At 70.6% G+C, this 13,327-nt stretch carries 16 protein-coding genes; 5 read left to right on the top strand and 11 right to left on the bottom strand.

The window, feature by feature from the left end; genetic code table 11:
- The gene (locus AQJ46_RS06960) at positions 1-756 is read right to left on the bottom strand and encodes a dienelactone hydrolase family protein (protein WP_059204742.1); all 756 of its coding nucleotides are present in this window, start codon (positions 754-756) and stop codon (positions 1-3) included.
- 113 nt (positions 757-869) lie between these two features.
- Between AQJ46_RS06960 and AQJ46_RS06955 the strand changes: the two genes are divergently transcribed.
- Together AQJ46_RS06955 and AQJ46_RS06950 are read left to right on the top strand one after the other, a co-directional pair.
- Complete coding sequence (locus AQJ46_RS06955) at positions 870-2,033, top strand: adenosine deaminase (protein WP_059204741.1); 1,164 nt, start codon at positions 870-872, stop codon at positions 2,031-2,033.
- Positions 2,034-2,170: 137 nt separating this feature from the next.
- On the top strand, positions 2,171-2,530 hold the full coding sequence (locus tag AQJ46_RS06950) for a hypothetical protein (protein WP_059204740.1): 360 nt from the start codon (positions 2,171-2,173) through the stop codon (positions 2,528-2,530).
- 82 nt (positions 2,531-2,612) lie between these two features.
- Here AQJ46_RS06950 and AQJ46_RS06945 read toward each other — a convergent pair whose 3' ends face one another.
- The 5 genes from AQJ46_RS06945 to afsQ1 all read right to left on the bottom strand — a co-directional run bounded on the left by AQJ46_RS06945 (position 2,613) and on the right by afsQ1 (position 6,455).
- The gene (locus tag AQJ46_RS06945; RefSeq protein WP_037718826.1) at positions 2,613-2,813 is read right to left on the bottom strand and encodes a PspC domain-containing protein; all 201 of its coding nucleotides are present in this window, start codon (positions 2,811-2,813) and stop codon (positions 2,613-2,615) included.
- 92 nt (positions 2,814-2,905) lie between these two features.
- Positions 2,906-3,457: a VanZ family protein gene (locus AQJ46_RS06940; protein ID WP_059204739.1), complete on the bottom strand. Its 552-nt coding sequence runs from the start codon at positions 3,455-3,457 to the stop codon at positions 2,906-2,908.
- Positions 3,458-3,550: 93 nt separating this feature from the next.
- Entirely contained in the window at positions 3,551-4,204 is a 654-nt protein-coding gene (locus AQJ46_RS06935; RefSeq protein WP_059204738.1) for a hypothetical protein, read from the bottom strand.
- Complete coding sequence (locus AQJ46_RS06930) at positions 4,204-5,781, bottom strand: sensor histidine kinase (RefSeq protein WP_059204737.1); 1,578 nt, start codon at positions 5,779-5,781, stop codon at positions 4,204-4,206. Before AQJ46_RS06930 ends, AQJ46_RS06935 begins: the two co-directional genes overlap by 1 nt.
- Positions 5,778-6,455: a two-component system response regulator AfsQ1 gene (gene afsQ1 / locus AQJ46_RS06925; RefSeq protein ID WP_037718821.1), complete on the bottom strand. Its 678-nt coding sequence runs from the start codon at positions 6,453-6,455 to the stop codon at positions 5,778-5,780. Before afsQ1 ends, AQJ46_RS06930 begins: the two co-directional genes overlap by 4 nt.
- Before the next feature lie 229 nt (positions 6,456-6,684).
- On the opposite strand from afsQ1, the gene AQJ46_RS06920 reads away from it, so the two are divergent.
- On the top strand, positions 6,685-7,422 hold the full coding sequence (locus tag AQJ46_RS06920) for a SigE family RNA polymerase sigma factor (protein WP_057607695.1): 738 nt from the start codon (positions 6,685-6,687) through the stop codon (positions 7,420-7,422).
- 157 nt (positions 7,423-7,579) lie between these two features.
- Here the strand turns inward: AQJ46_RS06920 and AQJ46_RS06915 are convergent, their stop codons facing one another.
- The gene (locus tag AQJ46_RS06915) at positions 7,580-7,915 is read right to left on the bottom strand and encodes a DUF6281 family protein (protein WP_059204736.1); all 336 of its coding nucleotides are present in this window, start codon (positions 7,913-7,915) and stop codon (positions 7,580-7,582) included.
- A gap of 73 nt (positions 7,916-7,988) precedes the next feature.
- On the bottom strand, positions 7,989-8,693 hold the full coding sequence (locus AQJ46_RS06910) for a uridine kinase (protein WP_079072159.1): 705 nt from the start codon (positions 8,691-8,693) through the stop codon (positions 7,989-7,991).
- A 61-nt stretch (positions 8,694-8,754) separates the two neighbouring features.
- On the opposite strand from AQJ46_RS06910, the gene AQJ46_RS06905 reads away from it, so the two are divergent.
- Positions 8,755-9,144, top strand: coding sequence for a hypothetical protein (locus AQJ46_RS06905; protein ID WP_059204734.1), 390 nt, complete (start codon positions 8,755-8,757; stop codon positions 9,142-9,144).
- Positions 9,145-9,220: 76 nt separating this feature from the next.
- On the opposite strand, the gene AQJ46_RS06900 is transcribed toward AQJ46_RS06905, so the two are convergent.
- Genes AQJ46_RS06900 through deoC form a run of 3 tightly spaced genes read right to left on the bottom strand, consistent with a single transcriptional unit; the run spans position 9,221 to position 12,502 of the window.
- Positions 9,221-10,108, bottom strand: a complete 888-nt coding sequence (locus AQJ46_RS06900; RefSeq protein WP_059204733.1) for an aldehyde dehydrogenase family protein — start codon at positions 10,106-10,108, stop codon at positions 9,221-9,223.
- Positions 10,101-11,537 carry an aldehyde dehydrogenase family protein gene (locus AQJ46_RS06895; protein ID WP_057607690.1) on the bottom strand — a complete coding sequence of 479 codons (1,437 nt, stop codon included), beginning with the start codon at positions 11,535-11,537 and terminating at the stop codon, positions 10,101-10,103. Before AQJ46_RS06895 ends, AQJ46_RS06900 begins: the two co-directional genes overlap by 8 nt.
- Positions 11,538-11,542: 5 nt before the next feature.
- Positions 11,543-12,502: a deoxyribose-phosphate aldolase gene (gene deoC / locus AQJ46_RS06890; protein ID WP_059205131.1), complete on the bottom strand. Its 960-nt coding sequence runs from the start codon at positions 12,500-12,502 to the stop codon at positions 11,543-11,545.
- Positions 12,503-12,612: 110 nt separating this feature from the next.
- Between deoC and AQJ46_RS06885 the strand changes: the two genes are divergently transcribed.
- On the top strand, positions 12,613-13,284 hold the full coding sequence (locus AQJ46_RS06885) for a PH domain-containing protein (RefSeq protein WP_059204732.1): 672 nt from the start codon (positions 12,613-12,615) through the stop codon (positions 13,282-13,284).
- Positions 13,285-13,327: the final 43 nt, after the last annotated feature.

The raw sequence follows: 13,327 nt of genomic DNA, 5'->3' as shown, positions 1-13,327 counted from the left end.
CTACCGTCGGCGCCCGAACCCGGAGGCGAGCGGCATCCGCAGCCCCAGCGGCGGAGGCGCGGCCAGCGCGTCCTGCACGGGCCGGGACAGCGCCCGCCCGAACAGTGCCCCCATGACGAAGTCCTCGGTCAGTGCCTGTACTTCGGCCCGGTACTGATGCAGCCCGTGTCCGTCGGAGTGCACCTCGAACCGGCACACCTCCCGGTTCGCCTTCTTCGCCCGGGACGCGAGCCGGAACGACAGCTCCGGGTCCGTCTGCTCGTCGTTCGTGCCGTGCACGATGAGCACCCGCCGCCCCACGAGCTGCTTCACCGGTTCGGGGGTGGCCGCCACATCCTCCTCGGGCAGCCAAGGAGCGACCGCCACCACGGAGTTGACGGCCTCGTGCCCGCCCGCGCGCAGTGCGGCCCGTGCGCCCATGTCGACGCCGACCAGGGACACGGGGACGTCGCCGTATCGCCGTACGATCTCGTCGGCGGCCCAGGTCGCGTCGTGCGCGAGATGCGCCTCGCTGCCGTTCCATCCGCGATAGCGGTAGTGCACCAGGTGTGCCGCCAGCCCGTCCGCGTGTCCCGACCGGGCCAGCCGTCGTCCCAACGCCCGTACGGCGGAGGGGAGTCGCATCGAGGCGGGCCTGCGCAGAGAGGTTTCGTCGCCGCCCGGGAGAAGCAGCACCACCCCGCTCACCGCCGCCGGCTCCGGGCCGAGTGTCCTGCCCAGTCGGGCGCTGCGAACCGGCGTCGCTTGCTGTGCCATGACAGAACAGTGTCAGAAGCGCGGGTGTACGACACGGGGCTGTGCGGTCACCGTTACGTATCGGCGGATTCGTACAACGAGCCGTCTACGCGCGTAGGCGTTAGAGTGCCAAGATGACGAGCAAGACTGACCGGATGGGGAACCCCCCGAGCTCGGACCAGATCCGCCGGGCACCCAAGGTTCTGCTGCACGATCACCTCGACGGCGGGCTGCGCCCCGGCACGATCGTCGACCTCGCCCGGGACACCGGGTACTCCGCCCTCCCCGAGACCGACGCGGACCGACTGGGCGTCTGGTTCCGCGAAGCCGCCGACTCCGGTTCGCTGGAGCGGTACTTGGAGACCTTCTCGCACACCGTCGGCGTCATGCAGACCCGTGACGCGCTGGTGCGGGTGGCCGCCGAGTGCGCCGAGGACCTCGCCGAGGACGGTGTCGTCTACGCCGAGGTGCGGTACGCCCCCGAGCAGCACCTGGAGAAGGGCCTGACCCTCGAAGAGGTCGTCGAGGCCGTCAACGAGGGCTTCCGGGAAGGGGAGCGCAGGGCCAGGGCGAACGGCCACCGCATCCGGGTCGGCGCCCTGCTCACCGCGATGCGGCACGCGGCCCGTGCCCTGGAGATCGCCGAACTCGCCAACCGTTACCGCGATCTGGGCGTCGTCGGCTTCGACATCGCGGGCGCGGAGGCCGGTTACCCGCCCACCCGCCACCTCGACGCCTTCGAGTACCTGAAGCGCGAGAACAACCACTTCACCATCCACGCCGGCGAGGCCTTCGGGCTGCCGTCCATCTGGCAGGCCCTGCAGTGGTGCGGCGCCGACCGGCTCGGGCACGGTGTGCGCATCATCGACGACATCCAGGTCCACGAGGACGGCACGGTCAAGCTCGGGCGGCTCGCCTCCTACGTCCGGGACAAGCGGATCCCGCTGGAGCTGTGCCCCAGCTCCAATCTGCAGACCGGGGCGGCCTCGTCGTACGCCGAGCACCCGATCGGGCTCCTGCGGCGCCTGCACTTCCGGGCGACCGTGAACACCGACAACCGGCTGATGTCCGGCACCAGCATGAGCCGGGAATTCGAGCATCTCGTCGACGCGTTCGGCTATACGCTCGATGATCTCCAGTGGTTCTCCGTCAATGCGATGAAATCAGCGTTCATTCCTTTCGATGAAAGACTCGCGATGATCAATGACGTCGTCAAGCCTGGATACGCCGAGCTGAAGTCCGAATGGCTGTTCCAGCAGACGGCTTCCACCAGCGGTTCTGTGGTTGAGGAGAGTTGAGCGAGAACTTTTTGGGTACGAAATGCGGGCGGGTGTTCACCATTCGTCCGCATTTCGATGTTTGCGGCGGGCGGGTCGGAATGTTTACGGTCGTGAACCGCTGACATTCCCGTAAAACCATTTCGAGGACGCATTTTATGAAGCAGTCTGCTGCCAAGAGCCTCGGTGTCGCCGCCCTCGGTGCCGCCTTCGCCGCCACCGGCGCGGGTGCGGCGAACGCCGCTCCGGCGGTCCCGGACGCCACTCAGGCGCTCGGATCCGTCTCCAAGGGGCTCCCCACCGAGAACGTCACCAAGGCGCTGCCGGGTGGCGGTGAGGCGCTGGCGCAGGCCCAGCCGACGCTCGGTGCGGGCCTCGCGACCGCGCAGCCCGCCGTCGCGAAGGTGCTCGCCGACGGTCCGGCCGCGCCCGTCGCCGGTCTGCTCGGCGGCCTGCCGGTCGGCAAGCTCCTGCTGGGCGGCGACTCCAGCCTGAACGGCCTGCCGCTCGGCGGCTGAGGTCCGGCACTGCTCGCACACGCCGGTGGGGCGCACCCCGTGATCTCGGGTGCGCCCCACCGGCGTACGTGCGCAGGGAGTGTTACCAGGCGGCCTGCGCCTTCTCCTCCGAGGGGAACAGGATCCACAGCGCTATGTAGAGCAGGAACTGCGGGCCCGGCAGCAGACAGGACACCAGGAAGATCACGCGCATCGTGGTCGCGGAGGTGCCGAAGCGCCGTGCCAGCGCGGCACACACTCCGCCGATCATGCGGCCGTTGGTGGGGCGGGCAAGGCGGGACATTGCGGCTCCTTCGTGAGCGTCGGTGGTCGGGTCCGGGTGACCCTCTCCAACTGTCCTCAACGCTACGGAGACGAACGGCACAAAGCGTCGCTCTACGGTGCGATCCCGACCCTGGGAATCGTCGGGGTCCGACCCTGAGCCGGATCCTCCTGGCGGACGGCGGTGCGCCGGCGGCGCTCGGTCCCGCGGCGGAGCCAGCGGCGTGCCGTCGGCACGACCGCGACGTGTGCGAGGGCGACCCCGGCGGTGTTCAGGAGCAGCGAGTCGATGTCGACGACCTGGCCGGGGACGCCGGTCTGGAGGAGCGCGATGCCCAGGGAGATCAGGGCGCCCGCGGCGGACGTACGGATCAGGGAGCCGAGCGGAGAGGCCCACAGCCTGCCGTGGGCCAACGGGAGCAGGAAGCCGAGCGGGGCGAGCAGGGCCAGCCCCTCGCCGATCCGGCGGGCCGCCTCCTGCCAGCCGAGAGCGAGGTCGGCGCGGATGCCGGCCAGCGGGTGCAGGTTGGCCGGGACGACCCAGGGCACGTCCAGCGGCCGCAGCGTGAACCAGGCGACGAACGCGAGGTGTGCGACCAGGAGGGCACCTCCTGCCACACGGACGCGAAGGGCGGCACTGCCGCCGACGAAGCCTTGACGCTGCACGACCCCCTAGACGCCCCGCTCGCCACGATCGGTTCCGGAACACCCCGAGGTACCTGGGTGAGGTCTGCGCCACACGTGGTCGTCGGACTCCCGTCAGCCGCCCGTCACCTCGCTCGACGCGGGCTGCCGGCTGCCCGGCTGGGAGCGGACCTCGTCCGTGCAGTCGTAGCGGCGCAGCGGGGCGGTCGTGGGGCCGCCGAGGATGACGGAGCCGTCGCCCTCGGCCGCGGCCGAGTCGGAGAACGTGCACACCACCTGGGCGAGCGCGGAGGCGGAGAGCTCGGTGGGCGGGGTGCTCAGCCGGAGCGTGTCCTCGGGGTCCTTGGCGCGCGGCCCGCTGACGGTCATGCCGCCGCGCACATACGTCTGGTATCCGGCCTCCCGCTCGGCCGCCGACGGTGTCTCGGCGAGCTGGTCGAGGAGCCCCTGGGCGACCAGCACCCTTCGCGCGGAGTCCGCGGTCCCGTCCGGGACCCTGAGGCTCCGGTCCACGGCCACCAGCGACGACCCGCACAGCAGGAACACCTGCACCTCCAGCCCCCGCGAGGCCCGCGTCGCCGCGTCCGGCTCGGACAGCGAACACCGCACCCGCGAGGGCGCGGGACCGAAGTCGGTGGGCACCTCGGTGGAGCGGATCCCGCATCCGGCGACCAGCAGCCCGAGCAGGGGCAGCGCCAGCAGCCGGCGTACGTTCAGCCCGGCGCGCGCTGGTACGGCCCGTCCCCGGTGTCGCCTCTCGGAGCTCATCAGGCGTCCCCCTTCTTCGACGCGCAGTCGTCCTTCTTGGCCTCCAGGGGCTCCTCGGCCAGCGCCGAGACGTCCCGGGGAAGCCGCAGGGTGAAGACGGCGCCTCCGTCGGGGGAGTTCGCCGCGGTGATCTCACCGCCGTGGATGTGGGCGTTCTCCCGGGCGATGGACAGGCCGAGGCCGCTGCCCTCGGAGCGGGGGCGGGAGGCGCTGGCCTTGTAGAAGCGGTCGAAGACGTGCGGGAGGACGTCCTCGGGGATGCCGGGGCCGTGGTCGCGGACCCCGATGACCACCTCGTCGGCCGCCGCCCGCACGGCCACCCGGACCGGGGAGCCGCCGTGCTTGAGGGCATTGCCGATCAGGTTGGCCAGGATCACGTCGAGGCGGCGGGGGTCGAGGCGGGCGTGGATGCCGCGCTCGGCGTCCAGCTCCACCGCGTCCAGCCACGCGCGCGCGTCGATGCACGCGGTGATCTGGTCGGCCACGTCGACGTCGTCGAGGACCAGCCGGGCCGTACCCGCGTCGAAGCGGGTGACCTCCATGAGGTTCTCCACCAGGTCGTTGAGCCTGCGCGTCTCACTGACCACCAGCCGCACGGCCGGCTCGATCATCGGGTCCACCGAGCCGGTCCCCGCCTCCAGCTCCTCCTCCAGGATCTCCGTGACGGCGGTGATCGCGGTGAGCGGCGTACGGAGTTCATGGCTCATGTCCGCCACGAAGCGCCGTGAGGCGTCGTCGCGGGCGGCCATGTCGTCGACCCGTTTCTCCAGGGCCTCCGCCGCGTGGTTGAACGTCCTCGAGAGGTCGGCGAGTTCGTCGGTGCCCGACACGCTGAGCCGGGTGTCCAGCTTGCCCTCGCCGAGTCGGCGCGCGGCGACCCCGAGCCGGTGCACCGGCTTCAGTACGGTCGTCGAGGCGGCCTGCGCGAGCAGCGCGGAGCCGATCAGGGCCAGCCCGGTGGCGATCCCCAGCGACCAGGCGAGGGAGTTGAGGTCCTTGGCCTCCGGCTCGAGGGACTTGAGCATGTAACCGGTAGGGCCGCCGCCGATCACCCTCGTGCCGGCGACCAGATACGGGGTGTCGTGGTCGACGGTCCGCTGCCAGTACAGGTGATAGGCGTACTTGTTGGCGGAGTCGACCTGCTGCTTCTCGTTCACCGCCTCGCGCAGCGACACGGGCACGTCCTGGAGCGTGAAGCCGTCCAGGGCGCCCGAATTGCCGTACACCGTCCTGCCGTTGGCGTCGTCGGCGACGAGCAGCACGCTGAAGCGCTGGCTGCTGCCCGCCATCTGCCCCGCCGCCTGCTGGAGTTCGTCCTGCGTGGGGTCCTCCGGCAGGGCGCCCGCGCGGTTCTGCATCTCCTGCTGGAAGTCACGCAGCACCGCGTCCTGGGCGCGGGTGAGCACCGCCTCGCGGTTGAGCCAGTAGGCGATCCCGGACACGGACACGGCGGCGGTCAGCGCCACCAGGCCGAAGACGACCACGAGCCGCAGGCGCAGACTGGTGAAACGCAGCCGTGACCACACCCCCTTGCGCGCCGCGAACCAGCCGCGGAACCCCCCTTGCGCTTCGGTCACTGAGGCGTGTCCAGCCGGTAACCCACGCCCCGCACGGTACGGATCAGCGTCGGGGACGACGGCACGTCCTCGACCTTGGCGCGCAGCCGCTGCACACAGGCGTCCACCAGGCGCGAGTCACCGAGGTAGTCGTGCTCCCAGACCAGCCGCAGCAACTGCTGCCGCGACAGGGCCTGGCCGGGCCGCCGGCTCAGCTCCAGGAGCAGCCTGAGCTCGGTGGGCGTGAGCTGGAGGTCCTCGCCGTTCTTCGTCACGGTCATGGCCGCGCGGTCGATGACCAGGGAGCCGAAGCTCGCCGCGTCGGTCGACTCGCGTTCCCCGCGTCGCAGCACGGCCCGGATCCGGGCGTCCAGCACCCGCCCCTGGATCGGCTTGACGACATAGTCGTCGGCGCCGGACTCCAGTCCGACGACGATGTCGATGTCGTCGTTGCGCGCGGTGAGCAGAATGATCGGCAGCTGGTCCGTGCGCCGGATGCGCCGGCACACCTCGAACCCGTCGATGCCGGGCAGCATGACATCCAGCACGATCAGGTCCGGCCGCTGCTCACGCAGCAGCTTCAGGCCGTCCTCGCCGGTGGCAGCGGTGGCAACCCGGTGGCCCTGGCGCGTGAGGCTCAGCTCCAGGGCCGTACGGATGGCGTCGTCGTCCTCGATCAGCAACAGGGAAGGCACGGGCTCATTCTGGCCCATGGAGGGGGTGCGGTTCGACCTGTGGGGACAGGCAGTCCTTACGGCACCCGTCCGTGGGTCCGCTGTGCAATTCCTGAGACGGGCCCCTGTGACAGGTCTGTGACAGTCGGCGGACACGGTCATGAAGGTGCGAGGGCAATCTTTTTGGCACGGGCAAGGCAGCACCGCCCGAGCAGACCGAACACCGGAAGTCCACGACGGGGGGCGCGAGATGAACACGCTGCACAGCATCAGCACCAGCGCAGTGGTCACGCGGCTGCACGACGTGACCCGGGGTTCCGAGAAGTCCGGTGCCGTGAGCGGGCGGGGGTGCGCTCGCGGCACCGGGCGTCAGCACACCGCGTACATGTCGGTGGTTGACACCTTCACGGGGGAATCGCACGGGGGATCGTCGTACAGGGAGGACACGGGGGAGCGTCGTTCGCTGTCGGAGGCGGAGTTCACCGCCTACGTCCAGGAGCGCCGCGCCTCCCTGTACGCCACCGCGTACCACCTGACCGGGGACCGCTTCGAGGCCGAGGACCTGCTGCAGAGCGCGCTGTTCTCGACGTACAAGGCCTGGGACCGGATCAGCGACAAGGCCGCGGTCGGGGGCTACCTCCGCCGCACCATGACGAACCTGCACATCAGCGCGTGGCGCCGCCGCAAGCTGAACGAATACCCGACCGAGGAACTGCCGGAGACGCCCGGCGACACGGACGCGATGCGCGGCACGGAGCTGCGCGCGGTCCTGTGGCAGGCGCTGGCCCGGCTCCCCGAACTCCAGCGGACGATGCTGGTCCTCCGTTACTACGAGGGCCGCACCGACCCGGAGATCGCGGAGATCCTCGACATCAGTGTCGGCACGGTGAAGTCCAGCATCTGGCGGTCGCTCCGCCGGCTGCGCGAGGACGAGGTCCTCAGCTTCGGCCGTGACGAGGAGAACGCCTTCGGGGAGCTCGTCGCCTGAGGGTTGGGGGAGGAACGGGGGATAGGGGTACCGGCTGGGGGGCCGGTACCCGGGGGGATCAACGGGGGTCACGGGGGACCCACGGGGACCGCGGGGAAGCACCAAGAAGCGGGACTGGAGGGCCGGGGGGTCCGTCCAGTCCCGCTTCGGTGTGTGCTCAGCGGATCTCCACGAGCCTCGCCGAGGCGGGCGAGTCACCGACGGCGATGGCCTCGGCGGGGTCCCTGCCCTCGACGAGGTACGCGTTGGTCGTGACTTCGGGGATGGCGACGTCGGGGTCGTTCGGGGTGTCGTCGCACCCCGGGATGCGGGCGGTGCCCAGGCGCTCGCCGACGGTGAAGTCCTCGTCCTGGGTGGGCAGATAGTCACGGTTCTCGTGCGTCACCACCCCCGCGCAGGAGGCCGCGGCTTCGCCGCCGGACGAGCCGCCGGACGAGCATCCGAGGACCACCGTCAGCATCGCCACCGCCATGACCAGCCGTGCTGTCGTCATCCGCTTCCTTCCCGAGGTGACCGTTTTCCGGTCCTACGACGGAGAAGGCGCCGAAGTCGTTCGGCCGGGCCGCTCAGGCGGCCGGAGTCGCCGCCTGCCGGTGTCCCGCTGCCGCGGCGGACAGGCGGCTCAGGGCCTCGTCCTTGTCGCAGGGGTGGGCGCCGAGCGCGGTCTGACGGGCGACGATCGAGCGCTCCAGGCGCATCAGCCGCCAGCCGCGGCGCAGCAGGAACGGCACCGACTTGCGGCCCTCGCGCAGATCCCGCAGGAAACGGCGGCGGAACGTGCGCACCGGACCCCGGCTCAGGCACAGCGCGTCGGCCAGCACCCCGAGCTCCCGGCAGCGGGTGACGATCTCGGCGGCGAAGATGCCCTCCGCGATGAACAGCGGGGTCCGGCCCATGTCGACCGCCTCGTCGCCGGTGCGGGCGCTCAGCGAGATGTCGTAGACCGGGATCTTCGTACGGCCCGTGCGGCACAGTTCGACGATCGCCGCCACCGCGGTGTCCGCGTCCCAGGACCCGGGGTGGTCCCAGTCGATGTCGGAGCTCCCCGCCACCAGCGGCAGCGTCGGGTCGTCGCCCTCCTTGTAGAAGTCGTCGAGCCGGAGAACCGGAAGACCGGACCGGGCCGAGAGAAGGGACTTGCCGGAGCCGGAAGGGCCGCAGAGCAGCACGACTCGCGTCGGTATGGGCGGTTGGGAACTCACGGGACACCAGTGTGGGGCATTCACCTGCCGTTCATCGACCCCGCGGGTTGGCTTTGAAGCGCGCGTCACACCTCAACTACCCTTCGTGTCGACACGCTTACCCAGTGCACGGAAAAGGTGGCAGAAACACATGGCACGACACGCGAACCCGACAGCCCGGCGCACACTCACCGCCCTCGCCACCGCGGGTGTCGCACTCGGCGCAGGCGCCGGGGTGGCCGCCGCGGACACCGAGCCGATCGTCGGAATGGTGGGCGCCCGGCCGACCTCGCTGGGCAACATCGACCCGCAGGCCGGGGTGCAGTCGCTCACCGGCTCGGTCGGCTACGTCACCGGCCCGGTCGCCGGTTTCAAGCCGAACCCGCTGGCGGGGACGGGGGTGGACCCGTTGGACAACGGGGTGGCGATCGGCGACTCCCAGCCGGTTGCTTCGCGGGCGCTGCTGGGGCCCGTCGCGCAGGCGCAGTCGATCGGGAGCATGCCGGTGGTGGGACAGGTGGTGGGGTTGCCGAACAGCTGACTCCGGTACGACGGCAGGAGAGCCGCGTCTCCCCGTACGGAGGGGAGGCGCGGCTCTCCGGTGTCGCGGCCCGTTGTCAGTACGAGGAGCCCGACGCCCCCAGCGAACCCGTCGGGTGCCAGACCGTCTTCGTCTCCAGGAACGCCGTCAGGCGGTCGATGCCCGGAGTCGCCGTCCAGTTGTCCACAGGCTGTGGACGCAGGACTCGCTTCAGGTTGTCCGCGGCCGCGATCTCCAGCTCCTTCGCGAGGACATCGTCCGCGCCCGCCAGGTCGATCGCGTTGACGTCCTGGTGGGACGCCAGGGGGGTCGCGATCTCCGCGGTGCGGCCCGAGAGGACGTTGACCACGCCTCCGGGGACGTCGGAGGTGGCCAGGACCTCGCCCAGGGACAGCGCCGGGAGCGGGGACCTCTCGCTCGCCACCACGATCGCCGTGTTGCCCGTGGCGATCACCGGGGCCAGCACCGAGACCAGGCCCAGGAACGACGACTCCTGCGGGGCCAGGACGGCCACCACACCCGTCGGCTCGGGGGAGGACAGGTTGAAGTACGGGCCCGCCACCGGGTTGCCGCCGCCCACCACCTGGGCGATCTTGTCGGTCCAGCCCGCGTACCAGACCCAGCGGTCGATCGTCGCCTCGACCTGCTCGGCCGCCCTGGACTTCGACAGGCCCTCGGCGTCGGCCACCTCGTGGACGAACTGCGCCTTGCGGCCCTCCAGCATCTCCGCGACGCGGTAGAGGACCTGGCCGCGGTTGTACGCCGTCGCACCGGACCAGCCGCCGAACGCCTTGCGCGCGGCCACGACCGCGTCACGGGCGTCCTTGCGGGAGGACTGCGGCGCGTTCGCCAGCCACTTGCCCTTGGAGTCGGTCACTTCGTACACCCGGCCGCTTTCGGAGCGGGGGAACTTGCCCCCGACGTACAGCTTGTAGGTCTTGAGGACACTGAGTCGGTCAGACATCGAGGTACGCCTCCAGGCCGTGGCGACCGCCCTCGCGGCCGAAGCCCGACTCCTTGTAGCCGCCGAACGGCGACGTCGGGTCGAACTTGTTGAACGTGTTGGACCAGACGACCCCGGCCCGGAGCTTGTTCGCCACCGCCAGGATCCGCGAACCCTTCTCCGTCCAGATGCCCGCCGACAGGCCGTACTGGGTGTTGTTGGCCTTGGCGACGGCCTCGTCCGGGGTGCGGAAGGTGAGGACCGACAGCACCGGGCCGAAGATCTCGTCGCGGGCGATGGTGTGCGCCTGGGTGACGTTCGTGAAGAGCGTCGGGGCGAACCAGTAGCCGGAGGAGGGGAGTTCGCACTCCGGGGACCAGGGCTCGGCGCCCTCGGCCGCGCCCTTCTCGACGAGCGAGGTGATCCGCGAGAGCTGCTCCGCGGAGTTGATCGCGCCGATGTCGGTGTTCTTGTCGAGCGGGTCGCCGAGGCGGAGGGTGGACAGGCGGCGCTTGAGGGAGTCCAGCAGCTCGTCCTGGATCGACTCCTGGACGAGGAGACGGGAGCCCGCGCAGCAGACCTGGCCCTGGTTGAAGAAGATGCCGTTGACGATCCCCTCCACCGCCTGGTCGATCGGGGCGTCGTCGAAGACGATGTTGGCGCCCTTGCCGCCCAGTTCGAGCGTGACCTTCTTGCGGGTGCCGGCGACGGTCCGCGCGATCTCCTTGCCCACGGCGGTGGAGCCGGTGAAGGCCACCTTGTTGACGTCCGGGTGCGCGACGAGCGCGGCGCCCGTGTCGCCGTAGCCCGGAAGGATGTTGACGACACCCCTGGGCAGGCCGGCCTGGCGGCAGACGTCCGCGAAGAACAGCGCCGACAGGGGGGTGGTCTCCGCAGGCTTCAGGACGACGGTGTTGCCGGTCGCCAGTGCCGGGGCGATCTTCCACGCCAGCATCAGGAGCGGGAAGTTCCAGGGGATGACCTGGCCGGCCACGCCGAGGGGCTTCGGGGAAGCGCCGAACCCGGCGTGCTCCAGCTTGTCGGCCCAGCCCGCGTAGTAGAAGAAGTGCGCGGCGACCAGGGGGAGGTCGGCGTCGCGGGTCTCCTTGATGGGCTTGCCGTTGTCCAGGGTCTCCAGGACGGCGAGCTCGCGGCTGCGCTCCTGGATGATCCGGGCGATGCGGAACAGGTACTTGGCGCGCTCCGAGCCGGGCAGCGCCGACCACTTCTCGAAGGCCTTGCGGGCGGCCTTCACCGCGCGGTCCACGTCCTCGGAGCCGGCCTGGGCGACCTCGGAGAGGACCTCCTCGGTGGACGGCGAGACGGTCTTGAAGACCTTGCCGTCGGCCGCCTCCACGAACTCGCCGTCGATGAACAGCCCGTACGAGGGGGCGATGTCGACGACCGAGCGGGACTCTGGTGCGGGTGCGTAATCGAATGCCGATGCCATGGTGATCAGTCCACCGTCACGTAGTCGGGGCCGGAGTAGCGGCCGGTGGCCAGCTTCTGACGCTGCATCAGCAGGTCGTTCAGAAGCGAGGAGGCGCCGAAGCGGAACCAGTGGTTGTCCAGCCAGTCCTCGCCCGCGGTCTCGTTGACCAGTACGAGAAACTTGATGGCGTCCTTGGACGTCCTGATGCCGCCCGCCGGCTTCACGCCCACCTGGATGCCGGTCTGCGCACGGAAGTCACGCACCGCCTCCAGCATCAGCAGGGTGTTCGCCGGGGTCGCGTTCACCGCGACCTTGCCGGTGGACGTCTTGATGAAGTCCGCGCCGGCCAGCATGCCGAGCCAGCTCGCGCGGCGGATGTTGTCGTACGTCGACAGCTCGCCGGTCTCGAAGATGACCTTGAGCCGGGCGGCCGTACCGCAGACCTCGCGCACGGCGACGATCTCGTCGTACACCTTCAGGTACCTGCCCGAGAGGAACGCCCCGCGGTCGATGACCATGTCGACCTCGTCGGCGCCCGCGGCCACGGCGTCGCGCACGTCGGCCAGCTTCACGTCGAGGGCGGCGCGGCCGGCCGGGAACGCGGTGGCCACGGAGGCGACCTTCACGCCGGAGCCGGCCACGGCTTCCTTCGCCACGGGCACCATGTCGGGATAGACGCAGACCGCGGCCGTGGCGGGGGTCGTCCGGTCGGTCGGGTCGGGGCGGACCGCCTTGGCGCCGAGCGCCCGGACCTTGCCCGGGGTGTCCGCGCCTTCCAGCGTCGTCAGGTCGACCATCGAGATGGCGAGGTCGATGGCGTACGCCTTGGCGGTCGTCTTGATGGAACGGGTACCGAGCGAGGCGGCGCGCGCCTCCAGGCCGACCGCGTCCACGCCGGGCAGCCCGTGAAGGAACCGGCGCAGCGTGCTGTCGGACGCGGTCACGTCCGTGAGCGGGTGTGCGGCTGATGCAGTGGTGGGCATGGTCACCAGACGAGCATATCTACGCGCGTAGCGGCTGTACACCCCGGCGAGCGGGTTCTGAGGGCACCCGCACACCGACACAAACCAGGGCGGCGCTTAGGATCGGCCTCATGACGACCGCACCCCCCGAGTCCAGGGACCGCATCTACCGCTCACCCATGGCACTGATCGGCGGTTCCCTCGTCCTCGTCATCATCGGCTGGCTCGGCATCGACGCCGTCGTCTCCGGCACCGGCCGCACCCCCTGGCTGGCTCTCGCCACCCTGATCCTCGTCGTCCCGCTGGTCGTCGCCTTCACGCTGCGCCCGGCCGTCTTCGCGAACCACGACCGCCTGCGCATCCGCAACCCCTTCCGCGTGATCGTCGTGCCGTGGGGCGAGGTCGAGATGCTGCGCTCCGGCTACTCGAACGAGGTGCTCGTCAAGTCCGGCACGAAGTACCAGCTGTGGGCGATCCCGGTCTCCTTGCGCGGCCGCAAGAAGGCGGCACGTCAGACGGCCCAGCAGAGCGCCCGGCAGTCGTCGGGACGCGGTGCCACCAGGGGGCTCGGCCTCTTCGGCGGCGGAATGCAGGCGGATGGCTTCGGCGGTCGTACGCCCGTCCCGGAGGGGCCCACCCGGGCCGAGACCGACAAGATCATCGACGAACTGCGCGAGTTGCTGGAGGCCCGAGGGAAGGCGCAGACCTCCCAGGGCGAGGTGACCGTGCGGTGGGCGTACGAGATCGTGGGGCCGGCGGTGGCCGGGGCGGTGCTTCTGACGATCCTGGCGGCGCTTGGGTGACCGGTGCCGGGTGCCGGGTGCCCGGGGCAGGACGCGGAACCAA

Origin of the sequence: Streptomyces canus, from assembly GCF_001514145.1 — a bacterium.
GTDB lineage: Bacteria > Actinomycetota > Actinomycetes > Streptomycetales > Streptomycetaceae > Streptomyces > Streptomyces canus.
This window is presented reverse-complemented; position numbering and strand designations above follow the sequence as displayed.

What these genes read in the sequence shown, in the direction of transcription:
- AQJ46_RS06960 (WP_059204742.1), bottom strand. Translation starts at nt 756, where the DNA reads ATGGCACAGCAAGCGACGCCGGTTCGCAGCGCCCGACTGGGCAGGACA.
- AQJ46_RS06955 (WP_059204741.1), top strand. Translation starts at nt 870, where the DNA reads ATGACGAGCAAGACTGACCGGATGGGGAACCCCCCGAGCTCGGACCAG.
- AQJ46_RS06950 (WP_059204740.1), top strand. Translation starts at nt 2,171, where the DNA reads ATGAAGCAGTCTGCTGCCAAGAGCCTCGGTGTCGCCGCCCTCGGTGCC.
- AQJ46_RS06945 (WP_037718826.1), bottom strand. Translation starts at nt 2,813, where the DNA reads ATGTCCCGCCTTGCCCGCCCCACCAACGGCCGCATGATCGGCGGAGTG.
- AQJ46_RS06935 (WP_059204738.1), bottom strand. Translation starts at nt 4,204, where the DNA reads ATGAGCTCCGAGAGGCGACACCGGGGACGGGCCGTACCAGCGCGCGCC.
- AQJ46_RS06920 (WP_057607695.1), top strand. Translation starts at nt 6,685, where the DNA reads ATGAACACGCTGCACAGCATCAGCACCAGCGCAGTGGTCACGCGGCTG.
- AQJ46_RS06915 (WP_059204736.1), bottom strand. Translation starts at nt 7,915, where the DNA reads ATGACGACAGCACGGCTGGTCATGGCGGTGGCGATGCTGACGGTGGTC.
- AQJ46_RS06905 (WP_059204734.1), top strand. Translation starts at nt 8,755, where the DNA reads ATGGCACGACACGCGAACCCGACAGCCCGGCGCACACTCACCGCCCTC.
- AQJ46_RS06900 (WP_059204733.1), bottom strand. Translation starts at nt 10,108, where the DNA reads ATGTCTGACCGACTCAGTGTCCTCAAGACCTACAAGCTGTACGTCGGG.
- AQJ46_RS06895 (WP_057607690.1), bottom strand. Translation starts at nt 11,537, where the DNA reads ATGGCATCGGCATTCGATTACGCACCCGCACCAGAGTCCCGCTCGGTC.
- deoC (WP_059205131.1), bottom strand. Translation starts at nt 12,502, where the DNA reads ATGCCCACCACTGCATCAGCCGCACACCCGCTCACGGACGTGACCGCG.
- AQJ46_RS06885 (WP_059204732.1), top strand. Translation starts at nt 12,613, where the DNA reads ATGACGACCGCACCCCCCGAGTCCAGGGACCGCATCTACCGCTCACCC.